The following is an 18,776-nucleotide window of genomic DNA, read 5'->3' as shown; positions in this document are numbered from 1 at the left end:
GGCCGCCGCCGGATCGGTTGCGCCTAGACAGCGAGGCTGAGCCCGGCCTCGACCGAGGATTCCTCGGCCCGGTCCAACAGGCGTTGCAGCGCCGCGCCGCGGGCGAAATCGGGATCGGCCGCGCCCTCGCCCCGGATCGCGGCGATGAAGCGCTGGTAGATCGTCGGCACCGGCGGGCAGTCGACCTCGTGCCAGGCGGCGATCTCCAGGTCCGGCGACAGGCAGGCGCGCAGCCGGCTGACGCGGTTCTCGAAGCAGACCTCCAGCCCGCCCCGGTCGCCGTAGATCCGCAGCCGCAGGTCGTTCAGGTGCCCGGTGGCGAAGCGCGTCGCCGCCACCGTCCCCAGCGCACCGTTTTCCAGCACGATCTGCATGGTGGCGCTGTCATTGGCGTCCAGCACATAGTCCCCGATCCGCCCCTCCGGCGCCTTGTCGAAGGTCTTGAGCAGGCAGGAAACCTGCGCCGCGTCCTGCCCGGCGATGAAGGTGGCGAAATCGAGGATGTGGATGCCGACGTCGCCCAGCACCCCTTTGGAGCCATGCGCGGTTGAAACCCGCCACAGCCATTTCGGGTCGGTCCGCCAGTCGCCCCAGCTGGGCTGCGTCAGCCAGCTTTGCAGGTAGCTCGCCTCGAAATGCCGCACCGCGCCGATCTCGCCCGCGCGGACCATGGCCGCGGCCTTTTGCAGCGCCGGCACGTCGCGATAGCTGAGATTGACCATGTTCACCACCCCGGCCCGCGCCGCCGCATCGGCCATCGCTTCCGCATCCGCGGCATTGGTGGCCAACGGCTTTTCGCACAGCACATGCTTGCCCGCCGCCAGCAGCGGCATGGTGGTCGGATAATGCGCGGCATCCGGCGTCACGTTGGTCGCGGCGTCGAACCCGCCCCAGGCCAGCGCCTCGTCCAGGCTGGCAAAGCCGCGCGGAATGCCATGCTCGGCATTGAAGGCGGCCAACGGCCCGGGCCGCGGATCGACGCCGCCCACCAGCTCGACGCCGGGGATGGCGGCGAAGGCGCGGGCATGGTTCGCCGCCATGCCGCCGGTGCCGATGACGAGAAGCCGGACCATCAGCGATAGCCCTCCTCGCCGGCGGCGTGCAGCCTGGGACCGCGTTCCTCGATCGGCTCCAGCGCCTGCTCGACCGGGACATTGGGCGCGACGGTCGGCTCGGCCAGCCGCGCGGCCGGGTTATGCGCCCATTTCACCGCGTTCAGGATCACCCGCTGCACATTGGCGTCGTGATAGGTCGGATAGGTTTCGTGGCCGGGGCGGAAATAGAACACGTTGCCGGCCCCGCGCTTGTAGGTCAGGCCCGAGCGGAACACCTCGCCGCCCGCGAACCAGCTGACGAAGACGGTCTCCAGCGGCTCGGGCACGCCGAAGGGCTCGCCATACATCTCCTCGTGCTCCAGCTCGAAATGATCGGGCAGGCCGGCGGCGATGGGATGGTTGCGCGAGGTCAGCCAAAGCCGCTCACGCTCGCCCGCCTCGCGCCAGGTCAGGTTGCAGGGCGTGCCCATCAGCCGCTTGAAGGGTTTCGAGAAATGCGCCGAATGCAGGAAGATCATGCCCATGCCGGACCAGACCGCCTCGGCCACGCGCTCGACCACCGCGTCCTGCACCTCGCCATGGGCGCAATGGCCCCACCAGATCAGCACGTTGGTTTCGGCCAGCCTCTCGGCCGTCAGCCCATGCTCGGGGTCCTGCAGGGTCACGCTGCCGGCCGCGATGCCGGCGTCGCGGTTCAGCGCCGCGGCGATGGTGTTGTGCATGCCGTCCGGGTAGATCCCCGCAACGGTCTTGTTCTTCTGCTCGTGGACGTTCTCGCCCCAGACAGTGACTCGGATGGTCATTCATCGCTCCTTGTTGCTCCCCTGCGGGAGCGGTGGTGATTTCAGCGGATCGGCGCGTCGTTGGCGTCGAAACGGTGCAGGTGGCCCAAGCGCGGCGCCAGGCTCAGCCGCGTGCCCAGCGGCCGGGCCAGCTTGCCGGGCTGGCGCACGACCAGGGGCTCGGCCGCGCCGATCTCGACGAAAAGGTAATGGTCGGCGCCCAGATCCTCGGCATGGACGACCTCGCCCGACCAGGGGCCAGCCTCGACGATGTCGATATGCTCGGGGCGGATGCCCAGGGTGGCGCAGTCATGCGCATGCGCGAAACCGTCGGTCAGGAAGTTCATCCTGGGACTGCCGATAAAGCCGGCGACGAAGGTGGAGTTCGGCCGCTCGTAAAGCTCGGCGGGCGTGCCGACCTGCTCCAGCCTGCCGTCGCGCAGCACGGCGATGCGGTCGGCCAGCGTCATCGCCTCGACCTGGTCATGGGTGACGTAGATCATCGTCACGTCCTCCATGCCGTGATGCAGCCGGGCGATCTCCAGCCGCGTCTGCACCCGCAGCGCCGCGTCGAGGTTCGACAGCGGCTCGTCGAACAGGAACACGCGCGGGTCGCGGACGATAGCGCGGCCGATGGCGACGCGCTGGCGCTGGCCACCGGACAGCTGCTTGGGCAGCCGGTCCAGCAGATGCTCGATCTGCAAGAGCCGCGCCGCCTCGCGCACGCGGCGGTCGATCTCGGCTTTGCCGGCCTTGGCCAGCTTCATGCCGAAAGCCATGTTGTCATAGACCTTCATGTGCGGGTAAAGCGCATAGCTCTGGAACACCATGGCGATGCCGCGATCCGAGGGCACCAGGTCGTTCACCCGCTGCCCGTCGAAGAGCATGTCGCCGCTGGTGATCTCCTCCAGCCCCGAGACCAGCCGCAGCAGCGTGGACTTGCCGCAGCCGGACGGGCCGACGAAGACCATGAACTCGCCCTTGCGGATCTCCAGGTCGATGCCCTTGATGACCTGCAAGCCGCCATAGGATTTGGTGACGTTCTTCAACTCGATCTTGGCCATGGTTCAACCTTTCACGCCGCCGGCGGTCAGGCCCGCCACGATCTTGCGCTGGAAAATGAGGACGAGGACGATCAGCGGCACCGTGACGATGACCGAGGCGGCCATGATCGGACCCCAGGGGATCTCCTGCTCGGAGGCGCCCGAGAGCAGGCCGATGGCCACCGGCACGGTGCGCATGCTTTCGGTGCTGGTGAAGGTCAGCGCGAACAGGAACTCGTTCCAGGCGCCGATGAAGGCCAGAAGCCCGGTGGTCACCATCGCCGGCCACAAGAGCGGCAGGAAGACGCGGGTGATGATGATCCAGGGGCTGGCGCCGTCGACGATCGCCGCCTCCTCGATCTCGACCGGCAGGTCGCGCATGAAGGTCGTCAGCACCCAGACGGTGAAGGGCAGCGTGAAGATTGTATAGGACAGGATCATCGCCCAATGGGTGTTGAAGATGCCCAGAAAGCGCACCAGCTCGAACAGCCCTGCCAGAACCGCGATCTGCGGGAACATCGACACGGCCAGGATGGTCATCAGCAGCAGCCCCCGCCCCCGGAACCGCACCCGCGCCAGCGCGTATGAGGCGGTGACGCCCAGGAACAGCGACAACCCGACCGTCAGCGTCGCGATGATCAGCGAGTTGCCGATGGAATAAAGGAAGTTCCTCGACCCCAGCACCGCCTGGTAGTTGCGCAGGTCGAATCCCGAAGGCAGGTAGTTCACCCGAAACAGCGCCGTCCCCGAGGCGAAGCTGGTCACGACGGCATAGTAGAAGGGAAAGACCGAAAAGACGACGATCACCACGACCAGCGCGTAAAAGCCGATCTGTTTCAGCAGCTTGTGACGGGTCATTTCGAGCCCTCCCCGCCCAGGTCCACGCGGCCGAGCCAGATATAGGCGCTGACGAAGACGGCGATGATCGCGAAGAGCAGCGTCGATTGCGCCGCGCCATAGGCGAACTTGTCGAAGTCGATCATGTTCTCGCGGCTGATGACCGACATGGTCTTGGTGGCCGAGCTGTTCGGCGTCAGCACATAGATCAGGTCGAAGATGCGCAGCGCGTCCAGCATGCGGAAGATCACCGCCACCATCAGCGCCGGCTTGATCAGCGGCAGGGTGACGCGGAAGAACACCTTGACCGGATGGATGCCGTCGATCCGCGCCGCCTCGTAGATGTCGCGCGGCACCATCTGCAAGCCGGCCAGGATCAGCAGCGCCATGAAGGGCGTGGTCTTCCAGATATCGACGATCAGCACGGCGGTCATCGCGGTCTCGGTGCTGGCGGTCCAGGCGATCTTTTCGCCGATCAGCCCCAGCCGCAGCAGGATGTCGTTCAGGATCCCGAACTGGTCGTTCAGCATCCAGGCCCACATCTTGGCCGAGACGATGGTCGGGATCGCCCAAGGGATCAGGATGGCGGCGCGCACCAGGGCGCGGCCCTTGAACTCGGCATTCAGCACCAGCGCCACGATCAGGCCCAGCACCGTCTCGAACCCGACCGAGATCAGCGAGAAGCGGACGGTGTTCCAGACCGCGTTCCACCAGGCCGGATCGACCAGCGTGCCGCGCCAGACCACCCGCCCCGAGGACAGCGTGCGCATCGACAGGTAATTGTCGAAGCCGATCCACTCGCCGCCGTAAAGGTTCGACAGCGTGGTGTTGGTGAACGAGAACCAGATGGTGCGCGCCAGCGGCCAGGCCGCGACGCAGAGCAGCGCGAAAAGCATGGGGGCCAGGAACCAGAAGGCAGCCCTTTGCCGACGCTGCCGCAGGCTGGGACCGCCGGGGCGGCCCGCGATGGGGTCAGTCATGGGGGAAACTCCTCATCGGCCGCAGGGGCCGGTCGGGGCCGGCGCGAACCCGCCAGCCCCCGCAACGCGCCTTACCAGCCCGAGCCTTGCAGATCGGTCAGATCCAGCTCCAGCAGTTCCAGGTTCTCGGCCGCCGTGCCCTTGCCCGACAGCGTGTCATGCACGGCCGACCAGAATTTCGACGAGACCTCGTTATACTTGCTCTTGACCGGCCCGGAGGGGCGCGGCACGGCATTGGCGAAGACCTCTTTCCAGCGCGGGATCAGCGGCACCGCCTCGGCGATCTCGGGGTCGTCGTAGAGCGCGACCACGGTCGGCAGGTTGCCGTCCAGCAGCGCGCGGCGCTTCTGCGCCTCGGCCGAGGCGAGATAGAGCGCCAGATCGACCGCCGCCTCCTGCTTGGTCGAGAATTTCGACACCGCGACGTTCCAACCGCCCAGCGTCGAGGCCGATCCGGTCTCCTCCGAGCCCGCCGGCAGCGGCGCCACGTCGAACTTGCCCTTGACCGCGCTGTCCGCGCCCGCGCTCAGCGCGAAGGCATAGGGCCAGTTGCGCATGAAAACGGCGTTGCCGGTCTGCCAGACGCCGCGCGCCTCTTCTTCCTTGTGCGCCAGCACGCCGCGCGGGCTGATGGTGCCGATCCAGCTGGCCGCCAGTTCCAGCGCCGCCACTGCCTGCGGATTGTTGATCGAGACGGCGCCGTCCGCCTCGACGATCTGGCCGCCGCCAAAGGATTTCACCCATTCCAGCGCGTTGCAGGTCAGCCCCTCATAGGCATTGCCCTGCCAGACGAAGCCCCACAGGTCGCCCTGCCCCGCGGCCCGCTCGCCGTCCTGGATCAGCCTGGCGGTTTCGGTCAGCTCGGCCCAGGTGCCGGGCACCTCCTTGCCGTATTTCTCCAGCAGGTCCGCGCGGTAGTAAAGCGCCGGGGCATCGGTATAAAGCGGCAGCGCCACCAGCTTGCCGTCCGTGGTCTGGCTTTCGATGACCGAGGGGAAATGTTCGCCGACGATGTCCTTGGCCGCCTCGGACAGATCGACGAAATATTCGGAAAGCTGCGGCGCCCAGATTACGTCCGTCTGATACAGGTCAACGTCCCTGGTGCCCGCCGCCAGCCACAGCCGGTATTGCGCGAACTGGTCCGAGCTGGACTGCGGCATCGGCACCAGCGTCACGGTATGGCCGCTGCGTTCCTCCCAGGGCTTCACAAGCTCCTTGAAGTGCTGGGCCTGCTTGCCGACGCCGCCCGCGACATAGAACAGCTCGTCCGCCACGGCGGGCAGCGCGATGCCGCCCATCAGCGCGGCCAATACCACCGGACGCAGCGCCCCCCGGCTGAATTTCCCCATGAATTCCTCCCCTTTTTCAAGGTGCCTCCCCAGCACCAGCTTGCAATCCGGGCGCCTGCGCGCCTTTCTCAAATGCGATCCGAAACCTTTCGGTAATTCCTAGCGCATCGCGCTGTTCCGGTCAAGAATTCCGCCGGCACGCGAGCAGAAGCGGGCGGAGAACCGCAAGAGAGCGGCAAAAAACCATCGATTCCCGGGAAAAATTCGCTAAGGCGGGGCGAGATCGGCGGACCGGGATGCACACCCTTATGTCATGCGCTAACATCACCCTGATCGTTTCGGATGCCAGGTCGCTTTCGCGGCGCGAATCGGCCACAGCCTCGTCAAACCGGCCGCATCGGTGCGTTCCAAAACATTTCGGATATCAGAAGAAGCGACTTCGGGCAGGCCGCATGGAAGCGGCACCGCCCAGGGATCCTCGGCGCGGGGCGGGCCGGCGCCGCGCGCGTCAGCTTTCCAGCAGGCGCCGCAGGCTGGCCATGGCCCGCTCGCGGTCCTCCTGATAGCCGATCAGCCCGGCATAATCGCCGTCGCGGTCGAACAGCAGCAAGGTCGAGGAATGGTCCATGCTGTAATCCCCGCCCTCTTGCGGCGATTTGCGGGCATAGATGCGGAAGGCCTTGACCGCCTTGGCGACCTCTTCCGGCGCGCCCGAGACGCCGACCACGCCCGGCACCCACGAGACATATTCGCGCAACGCCTCGACCGTATCGCGCTCGGGGTCGACGGTGACGAAGAACACCCGCAGATCCTTGCCGGCCTCGCCCAGCTCCTCCTGCCAGCTCGCGACGTCGCCCAGCGTGGTCGGGCAGACGTCCGGGCAATGGGTGAAGCCGAAGAACACCGCCGAGGGCTGGCCCTGCAGCGTCGCCTGGGTGAATTCCGTGCCGTCCGTGGCGGTGAGGCGGTAATCGCCCCGACCCAGCGAGGCGGTGCCGGCATCGCTCAGCGAGCCCGAGCCCGCACGGGGCGCGACGAACTGGAACCAGCCCAGTCCGGCCAGCGCCAGCACCACCAGCGCCCAGAGCGCATAGCGCAAGGGACGCAACCCCGAGCCCCGCTTAATGTCCGCCATGTCCACCATCCTTTCCGCCGTGCTTGCCGGCATTCATCGGCCCGACCGTCATCGGCACCTCGACCTCGCCGGCCTTCTCGAAATGCAGCGTGACATTCACGGTCTCGCCCTCGACCAGCGGCTGCTTCAGCTCCATGAACATCAGGTGATAGCCGCCGGGCTTCAGTTCAACCGTCGCCCCGGCCGGGATCGGCAGGCCCTCGGCAAGCTGGCGCATCTTCATGACATCGCCCTCCATCGCCATCTCGTGGATCTCGGCCCGGCCGGCGAAATCGACGCTGGCCGAGACCAGCCGGTCGTCCGCGCCGGCATTGGCGACGGTCAGGAAACCGCCCGCCACCGGGGCACCGGGGGGCGTGGCGCGGGTGAAGGACCCGCTCAGCGTCAGGTCGCCCAGCGTGATCGGCCCGGCCTTCGCATGGTCGCCGTGATCATGGCCGTGGCCATGCCCGACCTTGCCCGCCGTGACCGTCACGCCCGGGGCGGGGTTCGGGACTTCCTTGCTGCCGGTGACATCGATCCATTCCTCCTTGCCGTCCGCGCATTCCTGCACGGTCGAGAAATACAGCACCGTTCCCGGAGTCACATCGGCGCCGACCGTGCCGCGGATGACGAATTCGTCATACCAGTCGTCCTGCAGATCGCCGCCCGACCAGACCACCTCCCGCGTGCCCTCGGTCATCGGCGTGCCGTGATTGTCGAAGAGCTGGGCATAGGGGCCCTTGACCGTTTCCAGCGTCCAGCCGGCCTTGGGCATGGGCTTGGCATTGTAGAAGCCCTCGGGCAGCTGCACGCGCAGGGTGTTGGTCGCCTGGCCGTCGCAGCCATGGCCGATGCGGATCACCGCGCGATAGGCGGCGCCGGCGCGGGCCTCGGACTGCTCCAGCGTGGCATGGGCAAGGGCGGGCGCGGCGGCAAGGGCCAGCGCCGAGGCGCAGAACGCGCCAAAGACAGGGTTCTTCATGATCGTTCTCGTCTGAATAAGGGCGTGAACCGCCGGCCCGTGGCCGCGCGGATCGGAAAGCTCGGATCAGACGCGTGCCGGCGGTCCCCGCGCCGAGGGGACCAGCATCTCGACGCGATGCGGCGGGCCGGGCCGGTCCAGCGCCCGCGCCATGCGCAGCGCCTGCAACAGCGGCGTCGCAGCCGCCTGCATGGTGCCCTCCAGAAGCGGCTGGCCATGCGGTGCCCAGTCGCAGCCATGCGGATCGCCATGCGAGGCCTTGCCGGCCGGGACCAGGCTGCCATCGGCGGCCACGGCCATCTCGACCGGCCCCTCGCCCGAGCAGAGCACCACGGTGATGCTGCCCTGCGCGTCGCGGGCGACCATGGTGCCGGGCAGGATCAGCGAGAACAGCAGGAAGGGCAGCACCGCCAGCCAGCGGAACAGCCGTGCGCCGCGCGTCAGCCCTGCATTACGATATGCGCCCCGAACCTGCATGCGCGCAGCCCTGTCAGAAATCCGCGCCGCGCGAAAGGGACAATCTGCCGCAGTCATCGCCGGATCGTCCGCGCCAGCACCATGACCGGCAGGATGCCGATGGCCACGATGATCAGCGCGGCGATGGCGGCGTCCTCGTAGGTGCCGCGCGCCGCCTCGCCGTAAAGATGCGTCGAGAGAGTCTCGAAGTTCAGCGGCCGCAGCAGCAGCGTGGCGGGCAGTTCCTTGACGCAATCGACGAAGATCAGCAGTCCCGAGGCCGCCAGCGCCGGTCGCGAGATCGGCACATGCACCTCGCGGAACACCTGGCCGGGGCTGCGGCCCAGCGTCCGCGCCACATGGTCGAGCGAGCGCGGCACCCGGCTCAGCCCCGCCTCGATGCCGCCGGTGGCGATGGCAAGGAAGCGCGCGACATAGGCATAGATCAGCGCCGCCCCCGAGCCGAGCAGCAAAAGCCCCGGCCCCACGCCCAGCAGCGCCTGCGAGGCGGCGGCGATCTGGCGGTCGGCCAGCGCGATCACCGGCAGAAGCCCGATGGCCAGGATGGTGCCCGGCACCGCATAGCCCAGCGTCGAAAGCCGCGCCATGGTCTGGGTCAGCCGTCCGGGCCGCATCCGCGCCGCGCCGGTTACCACCAGTCCCAAGAGCAGCGCGACCAGCGTCGCCAGCGCGGCGAAGAAGGCGGTGTTGCCGGCCTCCTCGAGGATGCGCGGCGACAGGCCGGCGAAGCGGTATCGCGCCCAGGCCGCACCGACCAGATACCAGGCCGGCGCCGCGAAGCCGAAGGCGACCGGCAGCGCGCAGACCAGCGTCGCACCCCAGGCCCGCCAGCCGCGCAGGCGCGTGCGCCGCAGGGGCTGCGCGCCGGCCGCGTAACGCTGGCGCTTGCGGCCGCGCCGCTCCAGCATGACCAGCGCCATGGTGATGGCCAGCATCGCCAGCGCGATCTGCGCCGCCCCCGGCAGGTCCGAGCGGTTGATCCAGGTCGAATAGACCGAGACGGTCAGGGTGCGCACGCCCAGGAACTCGGCCGCGCCGATATCGTTCATCGCCTCCATCAGCGCCAGCGCCGTGCCGATGGCGACGGCGGGCCGGGCCAGCGGAATCGCCACGCGCAGGAAGGTGGCGACCGGCCCCGCCCCCAGCGTGCGGCCCGCATCCAGCAGGTTGCCGGCCTGCATGGCGAACAGCGCCCGCACCGGCAGGTAGACATAGGGGTAAAGCACCAGCCCCAGCAGCAGGATGCAGCCCGGCATCGAGCGGATGTCGGGCAGGCGGAACTCGCGCGGGCTGGCATAGCCCAGCCAGCCGCGGATCGCGCCCTGCACCGGGCCGACCGGATGCAGAAGGTCCAGATAGGCATAGGCGACGATATAGGTCGGCACCGCCAAGGGCAGCAGCAGCGCCCAGCCGAAAATGCGCCGCCCGGGAAAGTCGCAGGCCGCGACCAGCCAGGCCGTTACCGTGCCCAGCGTCGCGACGATGAAGCCGACGCCCAGAAGCAGGATCACCGTCTGCCGCGCCGCGACCGGCAGCACGTTGCTGACCAGATGCGCCCAGAGCCCCGGACTGCCCCGAAGCGCGAACAGCCCCAGCGCCAGCACCGGCAGCAGAACCAGCACGGCGACAGCCAGAGCTGCCGCCTGCCAGCCACCCCCCGCGCGGAGGCGGGAGCTTCGTGCCAGTTCCGGGGTCATGGGGCCTGCGCCGGCCACAGGTTCAGCGACGGGATCAGTTGTCGAAGCCCACCGCCTCGGCCAGCTCGCTCGCCGCCTTGCGCTGGCGGGCGATCTCGGTCAGGTCGGTGCCGTCGGCATTGAGATCGGCAATATCCTCGATCACCGGGCTGACCGCGACGCCGGGCTTGACCGGATATTCGAAATTCGCCTCGGCATAGATCTTCTGCGCCTCGTCCGAAACCAGGTATTCCAGCAGCTGCACCGCCTGGTCCTTGTTCGGCGCGTGCTTGGCCACCGCCGCCCCCGAGACGTTCACCTGGGTGCCGCCGCCCTCGAAGGTCGGCAGGACGACCTTGATCGCCTTGACCCATTCCTCCTGCTCGGGACCGCCGGCGCCGCTGCGCATCAGGCCGACATAATAGGAATTGGCGATGCCGATCTCGCAGATGCCGCCCATGATGTCGCGGGCCACATCGCGGTCGCCGCCGCCGGCGGTGCGGGCCAGGTTCGCCTTGACGCCTTCCAGCCAGGTCTTCGCGGCTTCCTCGCCATGATGCACGATATAGGAGGCGGTCAGCGCCACGTTATACGGATGCTGACCCGAGCGGATGCAGACCTTGCCCTGCCATTCCGGCTTGGCGAGATCCTCATAGGTGAAGCTGGACAGGTCCAGGTCCTTATCGGCGTAAAGCACCCGCGCCCGCTGCGACAGCGCGAACCAGTTGCCGTCCTTGTCGCGCAGGTTCTCGGGGATGGCGGCGGTCAGCGCCTCGGATTCGACCGGCTGGGTCAGGCCGCGATTGACCAGATCGACCAGGTTGCCGATGTCCACGGTCATCAGCACGTCGGCGGGCGAAGCCTCGCCCTCCTGCTCGACCCGCTCGGCCAGCCCGTCCTTGAGGAAGATGGTGTTCACCTTCACCCCGGTCGATTCGCTGAAAGAGGCCAGCAGCGGCTCGATCAGATTCGGCTCACGCGTGGTGTAAAGATTCAGCTCCTGGGCGCTTGCGGCAACCGCCTGCGCAGCCAGCACGGCACCGATCAGTCCAGATAGTCCAACACGCATCAGCCTGTCCTCCTTGCGATTTCTCGACATGTTTACTAAACTAATTAGCAAAGTAAACAAAGATCATCCGGTTACGGTCGCCAGACGAAGGGATGCCGATGAACCAATTCGCCAGCCCTCCCCCCTGGGCCAGCCAGATGGACGCGCGGGACGACGCGCCTGATGCCGCGCCATTCCGGCCCATGCTGGAGGTTGAGGCGCTGTGCCGCCGCTTCGGCCCGGTCTCGGCGGTCGAGGATGTCGGCTTCCGCGTGGCACGGGGCGAGGTGACCTGCCTGCTCGGCCCTTCGGGCTGCGGCAAGTCCACCACGCTGCGGATGATCGCCGGCATCGAGCGGCCCGATTCCGGCGCCGTCCGCATCGGCGGCCAGGCCATGTCCGATGCCGGCGCCTTCCTGCCGCCCGAGCGGCGGCCGGTGGGGCTGGTGTTCCAGGATTTCGCGCTGTTCCCGCATCTGGACGTGGCGGCCAATGTCGGTTTCGGCCTGCAGGGCCCGGCCCGGCAGAACCGCACCCGAATCGGGGAACTGCTGGAGCGGGTCGGCCTGTCCGGTCATGCCGCGAAATACCCGCACGAGCTTTCGGGCGGCGAGCAGCAGCGCGTCGCGCTGATCCGGGCCCTGGCGCCGCGCCCCTGCCTGATGCTGATGGACGAGCCTTTCTCGAGCCTCGACCACCGGCTGCGCGACGGGGTGCGCGACGCGGCGCTGGACCTGCTGCGCGAGACCGAGACCACGGTGCTGATGGTCACCCACGACCCCGAGGAGGCGATGCTGATGGGCCATCGCATCGCGGTCATGCGCCGGGGCCGGCTGATCCAGGAAGGCCGCCCGGACGAGCTTTACGACCGCCCGGCGGATCGCGGCGTGGCGGCATTTTTCTCGGACCTGAACATCGTCTCGGGTCGGGTGGCGGGCGGCCGGGTGCAGACCGTGCTGGGCAGCTTTCCCGCCCCCGGCCTTGCCGAAGGCAGCCGGGCCGAGGTCGTCATCCGCCCGCAGCACCTGGTCCCGGCCGAGACCGGCGGCACCCCGGCGCGGGTCGAGCGCGCTCGCTATCTGGGCCGCGAAAGCCTGATCGAGACCCGGCTGGAGCCCGGCGGGGCGGCGATGAAATCCCGCATTCCCGGGCTGGTCCTGCCCGCGCCCGGCAGCATGATCCGGCTGGCCGCCCTGCCCGGCAGCGCCATGGTCTTTGCCGGAGACGGCGCCTAGGGCCCTACTCAGCCGCTGCGCGGCAGGCGGTGCCTGCGTCCAGCAGCGCCCGGATCTCGGGCCGGCACGAGCCGCAATTGGTGCCCGCCCGCAGCGCCTGCCCCACCGCCTCGACCGTGGTCAGGCGCTGGCTGGCGATGGCCTGCACGATGCTGTTCACGCCGATGCCGAAACAGGCGCAGACCAGCGCGCCTTCGTCCGGTCGGTCAGCGCCGGGACGCCCGGCCAGCGCCCCCGCGCCCTCCTCGCCCAGCAGATCCGCGACATGGCTGCGCGACAGGCCCACCGGCCCGGGCGCCACGAACAGCGCCGCCTGCAGCCGGCCCTCGCGCAGGAAGGCCAGCCGAACCTGTCCGCGGGCGCGGTCGTGCAGCACCAGCGGCTCGTCCGAAAGGCCGAACAGCGCGCGGGCATGGGCAGTCCAGTCCTGCGGCACCTCCAGCCCGGCCAGTTCGGCCTGCTCGCCGCGCGGCAGCGTGGCCCGCGCCCAATAGGCGCAATCCGGCCGGATCGCACCCGCCGAGACGGCAAAGCCGAACCAGCGCGCGGCAAAGGGCCGGATCGCCACCGGTGCCGATTTCAGCGCCGGCTGGCCCGAGACCGGATCGGTCAGCCCCGGCACCAGCGCATCGACCCGGCCCAAGGGCGCGGTCTCTCCCGTCCAGTGCATCGGGGCGAAGGGATGGCCCGGCGCCACCCGGTCGGTCACCAGCACCCGCAGCACGGCCCGGCCCTGCGGGCTTTCGACCTCGGCCAGACTCGCGGGTGCCAGACCCAGCCGGGCCGCGTCGCTTGGGTGCAGTTCCAGGAAGGGCTCGGCCAGATGGCGGGACAGGCGCGGCGACAGGCCGGTGCGGGTCATGCTGTGCCAATGGTCGCGCACCCGGCCGGTGTTCAGCCGGAACGGATGATCCCCATCCACCGGCTGCGGCGTGCGCGGCGTGACCGCGACCATCCGCCCCCGGCCCGAGGGCGTATGAAACCGCCCGTCGCCAAAGAACCGCCCGCCCTGCCTGCCCGCCGATTGCGGCCACAGGAAGGGTTGCAGCACGTCATATTCCGCCGGGGTGATGCCGGCATGGGCCGAGATGTCGAAATCGCTGCCCAGGCTGCCTGCGACGCCGGACAGCACCGCGTGTTCGGCAAAGACCTCGGCCGGGCTGGTCCAGCCGAAAGCCTCGGCCCAGCCCATGCGGCGACCGACCTCGGCCAGGATGCGCCAGTCGTCGCGCGCCTGCCCGGCCGGGGCCAGCGTCCGGCGCTGGCGGCTGATGCGGCGCTCGGAATTCGTCACCGTGCCGTCCTTTTCGCCCCAGCCGGTCGCCGGCAGGGCCACATGCGCCAGCCGCACGGTGTCGGTCCGCGCCATGATGTCCGAGACCACGGTGAAATCGCAGCCGGCGATAGCGCGGGCGACGCGATCGGCCTCGGGCATGGTCGCAGCCGGGTTGGTGCAGACGATCCACAGCGCCTTGATCCGGCCGTCCTCGACGGCGCGGAACATGTCCACGGCCTTCAGCCCCGGCCGCCCGGCCATGCGCGGGGCGCTCCAGAAGGCGCGCACGGCCTCGCGATGCGCGGGGTTCTCGATCTCCAGATGGCAGGCCAGCATGTTGGCCAGCCCGCCGACCTCGCGCCCGCCCATGGCATTGGGCTGGCCGGTGACGCTGAGCGGCCCCATGCCGGGCCGGCCGATGCGGCCGCTGGCGAGATGGCAGTTCAGGATCGCATTCACCTTGTCGGTGCCGCTGTCGGACTGGTTCACGCCCTGCGACCAGACCGACATCACCTTGTCGCTGTGCAGCCACAGGTCGAAGAACTGCCGCAGCTGGCTATGCGCCAGCCCGGTTGCCGCGGGTGATGTCGCGCGCGCAGCGGCCAGCGTATCCTCGACACCGTCGAGGTTATCCATGCAGTGGTCTGAATTTCTGGCTATTTCTGCCAGAAGCAGGTTGAACAGCGCCGCATCCGAACCCGGCGCCAGCGGCAGATGCAGGTCGGCAATGTCGCAAGTCGCGGTGCGGCGCGGATCGACCACCACGACCCGCGTGCCCCGCGCCTCGCGCGCCGCGGCCAGCCGCTGGTAAAGCACCGGATGGCACCAGGCCAGATTCGAGCCGACCAGCACCACCGTATCGGCCAGTTCCAGATCCTCGTAGAGCCCCGGCACCGTGTCGGTGCCGAAGGCCCGCCGGTGCCCCGCGACGGCCGAGGCCATGCAAAGCCGCGAATTGGTGTCGATATTGGCCGAGCCGATGAAGCCCTTCATCAGCTTGTTGGCGACATAGTAATCCTCGGTCAGCAGCTGCCCCGAGACGTAGAAGCCGACCGAATCCGGTCCGTGCTCGGCGATGGTTTCGGAAAACCGGCGGGCGACCAGATCCAGCGCCTCGTCCCAGCCGGCCTCTCGGCCATGGATGCGCGGGGTAAGCAGCCGACCGGCATGGCCGACCGTCTCGCCAAGCGCCGAGCCCTTGACGCAAAGCCGGCCCCGGTTCGCCGGATGATCGGGGTCGCCCGCGATGCCCAGCCCGCCCTTGCCGTCGGGCGTCGCCAGCACGCCGCAGCCCACGCCGCAATAGGGACAGGTGGTGCGGATGGTCTGCATGGGCCCCTCACTCGGCAGGAACGGCGGCGGGGGCTTCGGCGGGCGTATCCGCCGCACGCCGGGGCGAGGTCTTGTGATGCGTGGCATAGATCATCGCGCCGACAAAGGTCAGCCCGCCGACCAGGTTGCCCAGCACGGTCGGGATCTCGTTCCAGATCATATAGTCCATGATGGTGAACTGCCCGCCCAGCAGCAGGCCCGCCGGGAACAGGAACATGTTCACGATGGAATGCTCGAACCCCATGTAGAAGAAGATCAGGATCGGCATCCACATGGCGATGACCTTGCCCGAGACGCTGGTGGACATCATCGCCGCCACGACGCCGGTCGAGACCATCCAGTTGCACATGACCGCGCGGACGAACAGCGTCAGCATCCCCGCCGCGCCATGGGCGGCATAGCCGAGCGTCCGCCCCTCGCCGATATGGCCGATCTTTTCGCCCACCGCATTCGGCGCCTCGGAAAAGCCGAAGGTGACGATGATCGCCATGAACACCGCGACGGTGAAGGCGCCGGCGAAATTGCCGGCAAAGACCAGGCCCCAGTTGCGCAGCATGCCCTGGACCGTCACCCCCGGGCGCCGGTCGATCAGCGCCAGCGGCACCAGCGTGAACACCCCGGTGAGCAGGTCGAAGCCCAGCAGGTAGAGCATGCAGAAGCCGACCGGGAACAGCAGCGCGCCGATCAGCGGCTCGCCGGTGTTCACGGTGACGGTCACGGCGAAGGCGGCGGCCAGCGCCAGGATCGCTCCGGCCATATAGGCGCGGATCAGCGTGTCCTTGGTGGACATGAAGACCTTGGCCTCGCCGGCATCGATCATCTTCTTCGCAAAATCGGCAGGATTGACATAGGACATGAGCGTGCTCCTTCAGGCGGCGCGGGGGCGCGAGACGAGTTCGGCGCTGATCAGGACGCGGCCCTGTTCGACGCGGACGGGCCAGGTGCGGACCGCGCCCTCGTCGGCGCCCTGCGCAGCGCCCGAGTTCATGTCGAACACCCAATTGTGCAGCGGGCAGGTCACCCGATCGCCATGCACGATGCCCTCGGACAGCGGACCGCCCTTGTGCGGGCAGCGGTCGTCCAGCGCAAACACCCGGTCGTCCAGGGTGCGGAACACGGCGACGCAGCCCTGCGCGGTGCGGATCACCCGCGCGCCCTGCCGGGGAATGTCCTCCAGGGCTCCGATATCGATGAAAACGGTCATTCCGCGGCCTCCAGGGTCAGATCGGCAAGGGGCGCCCATCGGGGCGTCTCGGTGGTGGTGGAATGTTCGGCCCAGGGGTCGCGGCGATAGACCGACTGGCTGATCTCGAAGCGCTCGACCAGCGCGCGGCGGGCCGGCAGGTCGGCGATCTGTTCCTTGACCCAGTCGAGCCCGACCTTGGCCACCCATTTATAGGGCCGGTCCAGATAGCGCGCGTGCTCGCGGTAAAGCTGGACGAAGGCGGTGATGATCTCGACCGCCTCGTCCTCGCAGGGGGTCGAGGCCAGGGGCTCGGTCTCCTTCACCTCCATCCCGGCGGCGCCGGCGACGCTGATCTGGTAGCCGCTGTCGACGCAGATCACGCCCACATCCTTGCAGGTCGCCTCGGCGCAGTTCCTGGGGCAACCCGAGACGCCCAGCTTGACCTTGTGCGGCGTCCACGAACCCCAGAGCAGCTTTTCCAGCCGGATGCCGAGGCCCGTCGAATCCTGGGTGCCGAAGCGGCAGAACTCGCTGCCGACGCAGGTTTTCACCGTGCGCAGCCCCTTGGAATAGGCATGGCCCGAGACCAGCCCGGCGGCGTTCAGGTCGGCCCAGATATGCGGCAGGTCCTGTTTCTTGACACCCAGCAGGTCGATGCGCTGGCCGCCGGTGACCTTGACCATGGGAACGGCATATTTTTCGGCCGCGTCGGCGATGGCGCGCAGCTCCTGCGGGGTGGTGACGCCGCCCCACATGCGCGGCACCACGGAATAGGTGCCGTCCTTCTGGATATTGGCGTGGTTCCTTTCGTTCACGAAGCGCGACTGGCGGTCGTCGCGATAGTCCAGCGGGTATTCGGCCAGCAGGTAATAGTTCAGCGCCGGGCGGCAGGAATGGCAACCGCCCACGGTCTTCCAGCCCAGTTCCTGCATGACCGCCGGGATCGACTTCAGCCCCATGGACTTGATGAGCCGCCGCACGTCCTCGTGGCTGTGGTCGGTGCATTTGCACATGCCGGCGGGCGCGGGCGCGACGAAGCCGTCGCCCAGTGTCAGCTTCATCACCTGCTCGACCAGCCCGGTGCAGGTGCCGCAGGAGCCGCTGGCCTTGGTGCAGGCGCGCACCGCATCGAGCGTATGCGCGCCGCCCTGCACCGCGGCGACGATGGTTCCCTTGCAGACGCCGTTGCAGCCGCAGATCTCCGCTTCAGGCGGCAAGGCTGCAACGGCCGCCATAGGGTCCAGCGCGGTCCCCCCCTGGAAGGCCGGGCCGAAGATCAGCGTGTCGCGCATCTCGCTGATGTCGGTTTCGTCCTTCATCAGCCCGTAGAACCAGTTGCCGTCGGCGGTGTCGCCATACATGACCACGCCGATGATGCGGTCGTTCTCCAATACCAGCCGCTTGTAGATGCCGCGGCCGGGGTCGCGGAACACGATGTCCTCGCGCCCCTCGCCTTCGGCGAAATCGCCGGCGCTGAACAGGTCGCAGCCCGTCACCTTCAGCTTGGTCGCGGTCTGCACCGGGCGGAACGCGGCCTCCTCGCCCAGCAGGGTCCGGGCCAGCACCTTGGCCTGGTCGTAAAGCGGCGCGACAAGGCCGAAGACCTGGCCACGATGCTCGACGCATTCGCCAAGCGCGAAGATATGCGGGTCGCTGGTGCGCAGGGCGTCGTCGACGACGATGCCGCGCTCGACCTCCAGATGCGCGTCATTGGCCAGCCGCACCTCCGGACGGATGCCGACGGCCATGCAGACCAGGTCGGCGGGGTGGACGGTGCCGTCTTCCAGCAGCACCGCCTCGGCGCGGCCATGGCCCAGGATCGCCTTGGTGGCGCCCTTGCAATGCACCTTGATGCCGCGCCGCTCCAGATCGCGCTGCAGCAGGTAGCCGGCGGCGGGGTCCAGCTGCCGCTCCATCAGGTGGCCCATCAGGTGGACGACGGTGACGCGGGCCCCACGCGCCGCCATGCCGGCCGCGGCCTCAAGGCCCAGGAGCCCGCCGCCGATCACCACGGCATCCTTGCCGGCGATACCGGCCTCGATCATCGCATTGGTGTCTTCCAGGTCGCGATAGGTCACCACGCCCGGCAGGTCGCTGCCCGGCACCGGGATGATGAAGGGCGCCGAGCCGGTGGCGATGACCAGAGCGTCATAGGGCGCACCGCCCGAATTGGAATAGACGGCGCGATTGGCGCGATCGATCCGCACCACCGGCTCGCCGAAGCGGCAATCGACGCCATGGGCGGCATACCAGTCCGCGTCGTGGGTGACGATCTGCTCATAGGTCTTTTCGCCCGACAGGACCGGCGAGAGCATCAGCCGGTTGTAGTTGCCGCGCGGCTCGGCGTTGAACAGGGTGACATGCCATTCGCCGGGCGCGGCCTCGAACAGCTGCTCCAGCAGGCGGCCCGAGGCCATGCCGGCGCCGATGACGACAAGTTTCTTCATCGCGGGACTCCTTT

16 protein-coding genes are annotated in these 18,776 nt (G+C 68.5%); 1 reads left to right on the top strand and 15 read right to left on the bottom strand.

The features are described from left to right. Positions 1 to 23: 23 nt before the first annotated feature. From L632_RS0107250 to L632_RS0107200, 11 genes are all read right to left on the bottom strand, one after another. Positions 24 to 1,073, bottom strand: coding sequence for a Gfo/Idh/MocA family protein (locus tag L632_RS0107250; protein ID WP_028713851.1), 1,050 nt, complete (start codon positions 1,071 to 1,073; stop codon positions 24 to 26). Beyond that, positions 1,073 to 1,858, bottom strand: coding sequence for a ThuA domain-containing protein (locus L632_RS0107245; RefSeq protein ID WP_028713852.1), 786 nt, complete (start codon positions 1,856 to 1,858; stop codon positions 1,073 to 1,075). Before L632_RS0107245 ends, L632_RS0107250 begins: the two co-directional genes overlap by 1 nt. A gap of 41 nt (positions 1,859 to 1,899) precedes the next feature. Beyond that, complete coding sequence (locus L632_RS0107240) at positions 1,900 to 2,901, bottom strand: ABC transporter ATP-binding protein (RefSeq protein WP_028713853.1); 1,002 nt, start codon at positions 2,899 to 2,901, stop codon at positions 1,900 to 1,902. 3 nt (positions 2,902 to 2,904) lie between these two features. After that, a complete protein-coding gene (locus L632_RS0107235) occupies positions 2,905 to 3,738 on the bottom strand; it encodes a carbohydrate ABC transporter permease (RefSeq protein ID WP_028713854.1) in 834 nt (277 codons plus the stop codon). Continuing rightward, positions 3,735 to 4,697: a carbohydrate ABC transporter permease gene (locus L632_RS0107230; RefSeq protein ID WP_028713855.1), complete on the bottom strand. Its 963-nt coding sequence runs from the start codon at positions 4,695 to 4,697 to the stop codon at positions 3,735 to 3,737. Before L632_RS0107230 ends, L632_RS0107235 begins: the two co-directional genes overlap by 4 nt. 71 nt (positions 4,698 to 4,768) lie before the next feature. Further along, on the bottom strand, positions 4,769 to 6,046 hold the full coding sequence (locus L632_RS0107225; protein ID WP_036697565.1) for an ABC transporter substrate-binding protein: 1,278 nt from the start codon (positions 6,044 to 6,046) through the stop codon (positions 4,769 to 4,771). A 448-nt stretch (positions 6,047 to 6,494) separates the two neighbouring features. Then, positions 6,495 to 7,121 carry an SCO family protein gene (locus L632_RS0107220; protein WP_028716542.1) on the bottom strand — a complete coding sequence of 209 codons (627 nt, stop codon included), beginning with the start codon at positions 7,119 to 7,121 and terminating at the stop codon, positions 6,495 to 6,497. Beyond that, positions 7,108 to 8,085, bottom strand: a complete 978-nt coding sequence (locus tag L632_RS0107215; protein ID WP_028716541.1) for a DUF1775 domain-containing protein — start codon at positions 8,083 to 8,085, stop codon at positions 7,108 to 7,110. The genes L632_RS0107220 and L632_RS0107215 overlap by 14 nt, the downstream gene beginning before the upstream one ends. A gap of 66 nt (positions 8,086 to 8,151) precedes the next feature. Then, the gene (locus L632_RS0107210) at positions 8,152 to 8,562 is read right to left on the bottom strand and encodes a DUF2946 family protein (protein WP_028713859.1); all 411 of its coding nucleotides are present in this window, start codon (positions 8,560 to 8,562) and stop codon (positions 8,152 to 8,154) included. A 53-nt stretch (positions 8,563 to 8,615) separates the two neighbouring features. Next, positions 8,616 to 10,184, bottom strand: a complete 1,569-nt coding sequence (locus tag L632_RS0107205; RefSeq protein ID WP_232215722.1) for an iron ABC transporter permease — start codon at positions 10,182 to 10,184, stop codon at positions 8,616 to 8,618. Positions 10,185 to 10,293: 109 nt separating this feature from the next. Then, positions 10,294 to 11,307: a Fe(3+) ABC transporter substrate-binding protein gene (locus tag L632_RS0107200; RefSeq protein ID WP_028713861.1), complete on the bottom strand. Its 1,014-nt coding sequence runs from the start codon at positions 11,305 to 11,307 to the stop codon at positions 10,294 to 10,296. 98 nt (positions 11,308 to 11,405) lie between these two features. Here L632_RS0107200 and L632_RS0107195 point away from each other — a divergent pair, with 98 nt between their 5' ends. Next, on the top strand, positions 11,406 to 12,521 hold the full coding sequence (locus L632_RS0107195; protein WP_028716540.1) for an ABC transporter ATP-binding protein: 1,116 nt from the start codon (positions 11,406 to 11,408) through the stop codon (positions 12,519 to 12,521). Between the two features lie 4 nt (positions 12,522 to 12,525). Here the strand turns inward: L632_RS0107195 and L632_RS0107190 are convergent, their stop codons facing one another. Genes L632_RS0107190 through nirB form a run of 4 tightly spaced genes read right to left on the bottom strand, consistent with a single transcriptional unit; the run spans position 12,526 to position 18,762 of the window. Beyond that, positions 12,526 to 15,129 (bottom strand): nitrate reductase, encoded by a 2,604-nt coding sequence (locus L632_RS0107190; protein WP_028716539.1) that lies wholly within the window; start codon positions 15,127 to 15,129, stop codon positions 12,526 to 12,528. 7 nt (positions 15,130 to 15,136) lie between these two features. Continuing rightward, positions 15,137 to 15,985, bottom strand: coding sequence for a formate/nitrite transporter family protein (locus tag L632_RS0107185; protein ID WP_028713864.1), 849 nt, complete (start codon positions 15,983 to 15,985; stop codon positions 15,137 to 15,139). A 12-nt stretch (positions 15,986 to 15,997) separates the two neighbouring features. Continuing rightward, positions 15,998 to 16,333: a nitrite reductase small subunit NirD gene (gene nirD, locus L632_RS0107180; protein WP_028713865.1), complete on the bottom strand. Its 336-nt coding sequence runs from the start codon at positions 16,331 to 16,333 to the stop codon at positions 15,998 to 16,000. Continuing rightward, positions 16,330 to 18,762: a nitrite reductase large subunit NirB gene (gene nirB / locus L632_RS0107175; protein ID WP_028713866.1), complete on the bottom strand. Its 2,433-nt coding sequence runs from the start codon at positions 18,760 to 18,762 to the stop codon at positions 16,330 to 16,332. The genes nirD and nirB overlap by 4 nt, the downstream gene beginning before the upstream one ends. Between the last annotated feature and the right edge of the window lie 14 nt (positions 18,763 to 18,776).

This window comes from Paracoccus sp. J39 (genome assembly GCF_000518925.1).
In the GTDB taxonomy this organism is placed as follows: domain Bacteria; phylum Pseudomonadota; class Alphaproteobacteria; order Rhodobacterales; family Rhodobacteraceae; genus Paracoccus.
Note: the sequence above shows the minus strand (reverse complement) of the source record. Positions and strands in the feature narration are given on the sequence as shown.

Bases quoted from the DNA above. Each gene is read 5' to 3' on its own strand.
- L632_RS0107225 (WP_036697565.1), bottom strand. From the start codon at position 6,046: ATGGGGAAATTCAGCCGGGGGGCGCTGCGTCCGGTGGTATTGGCCGCG.
- L632_RS0107210 (WP_028713859.1), bottom strand. From the start codon at position 8,562: ATGCAGGTTCGGGGCGCATATCGTAATGCAGGGCTGACGCGCGGCGCA.
- L632_RS0107245 (WP_028713852.1), bottom strand. From the start codon at position 1,858: ATGACCATCCGAGTCACTGTCTGGGGCGAGAACGTCCACGAGCAGAAG.
- L632_RS0107190 (WP_028716539.1), bottom strand. From the start codon at position 15,129: ATGCAGACCATCCGCACCACCTGTCCCTATTGCGGCGTGGGCTGCGGC.
- L632_RS0107250 (WP_028713851.1), bottom strand. From the start codon at position 1,073: ATGGTCCGGCTTCTCGTCATCGGCACCGGCGGCATGGCGGCGAACCAT.
- L632_RS0107240 (WP_028713853.1), bottom strand. From the start codon at position 2,901: ATGGCCAAGATCGAGTTGAAGAACGTCACCAAATCCTATGGCGGCTTG.
- L632_RS0107230 (WP_028713855.1), bottom strand. From the start codon at position 4,697: ATGACTGACCCCATCGCGGGCCGCCCCGGCGGTCCCAGCCTGCGGCAG.
- L632_RS0107200 (WP_028713861.1), bottom strand. From the start codon at position 11,307: ATGCGTGTTGGACTATCTGGACTGATCGGTGCCGTGCTGGCTGCGCAG.
- L632_RS0107185 (WP_028713864.1), bottom strand. From the start codon at position 15,985: ATGTCCTATGTCAATCCTGCCGATTTTGCGAAGAAGATGATCGATGCC.
- nirD (WP_028713865.1), bottom strand. From the start codon at position 16,333: ATGACCGTTTTCATCGATATCGGAGCCCTGGAGGACATTCCCCGGCAG.
- L632_RS0107235 (WP_028713854.1), bottom strand. From the start codon at position 3,738: ATGACCCGTCACAAGCTGCTGAAACAGATCGGCTTTTACGCGCTGGTC.
- L632_RS0107220 (WP_028716542.1), bottom strand. From the start codon at position 7,121: ATGGCGGACATTAAGCGGGGCTCGGGGTTGCGTCCCTTGCGCTATGCG.
- L632_RS0107195 (WP_028716540.1), top strand. From the start codon at position 11,406: ATGAACCAATTCGCCAGCCCTCCCCCCTGGGCCAGCCAGATGGACGCG.
- L632_RS0107215 (WP_028716541.1), bottom strand. From the start codon at position 8,085: ATGAAGAACCCTGTCTTTGGCGCGTTCTGCGCCTCGGCGCTGGCCCTT.
- nirB (WP_028713866.1), bottom strand. From the start codon at position 18,762: ATGAAGAAACTTGTCGTCATCGGCGCCGGCATGGCCTCGGGCCGCCTG.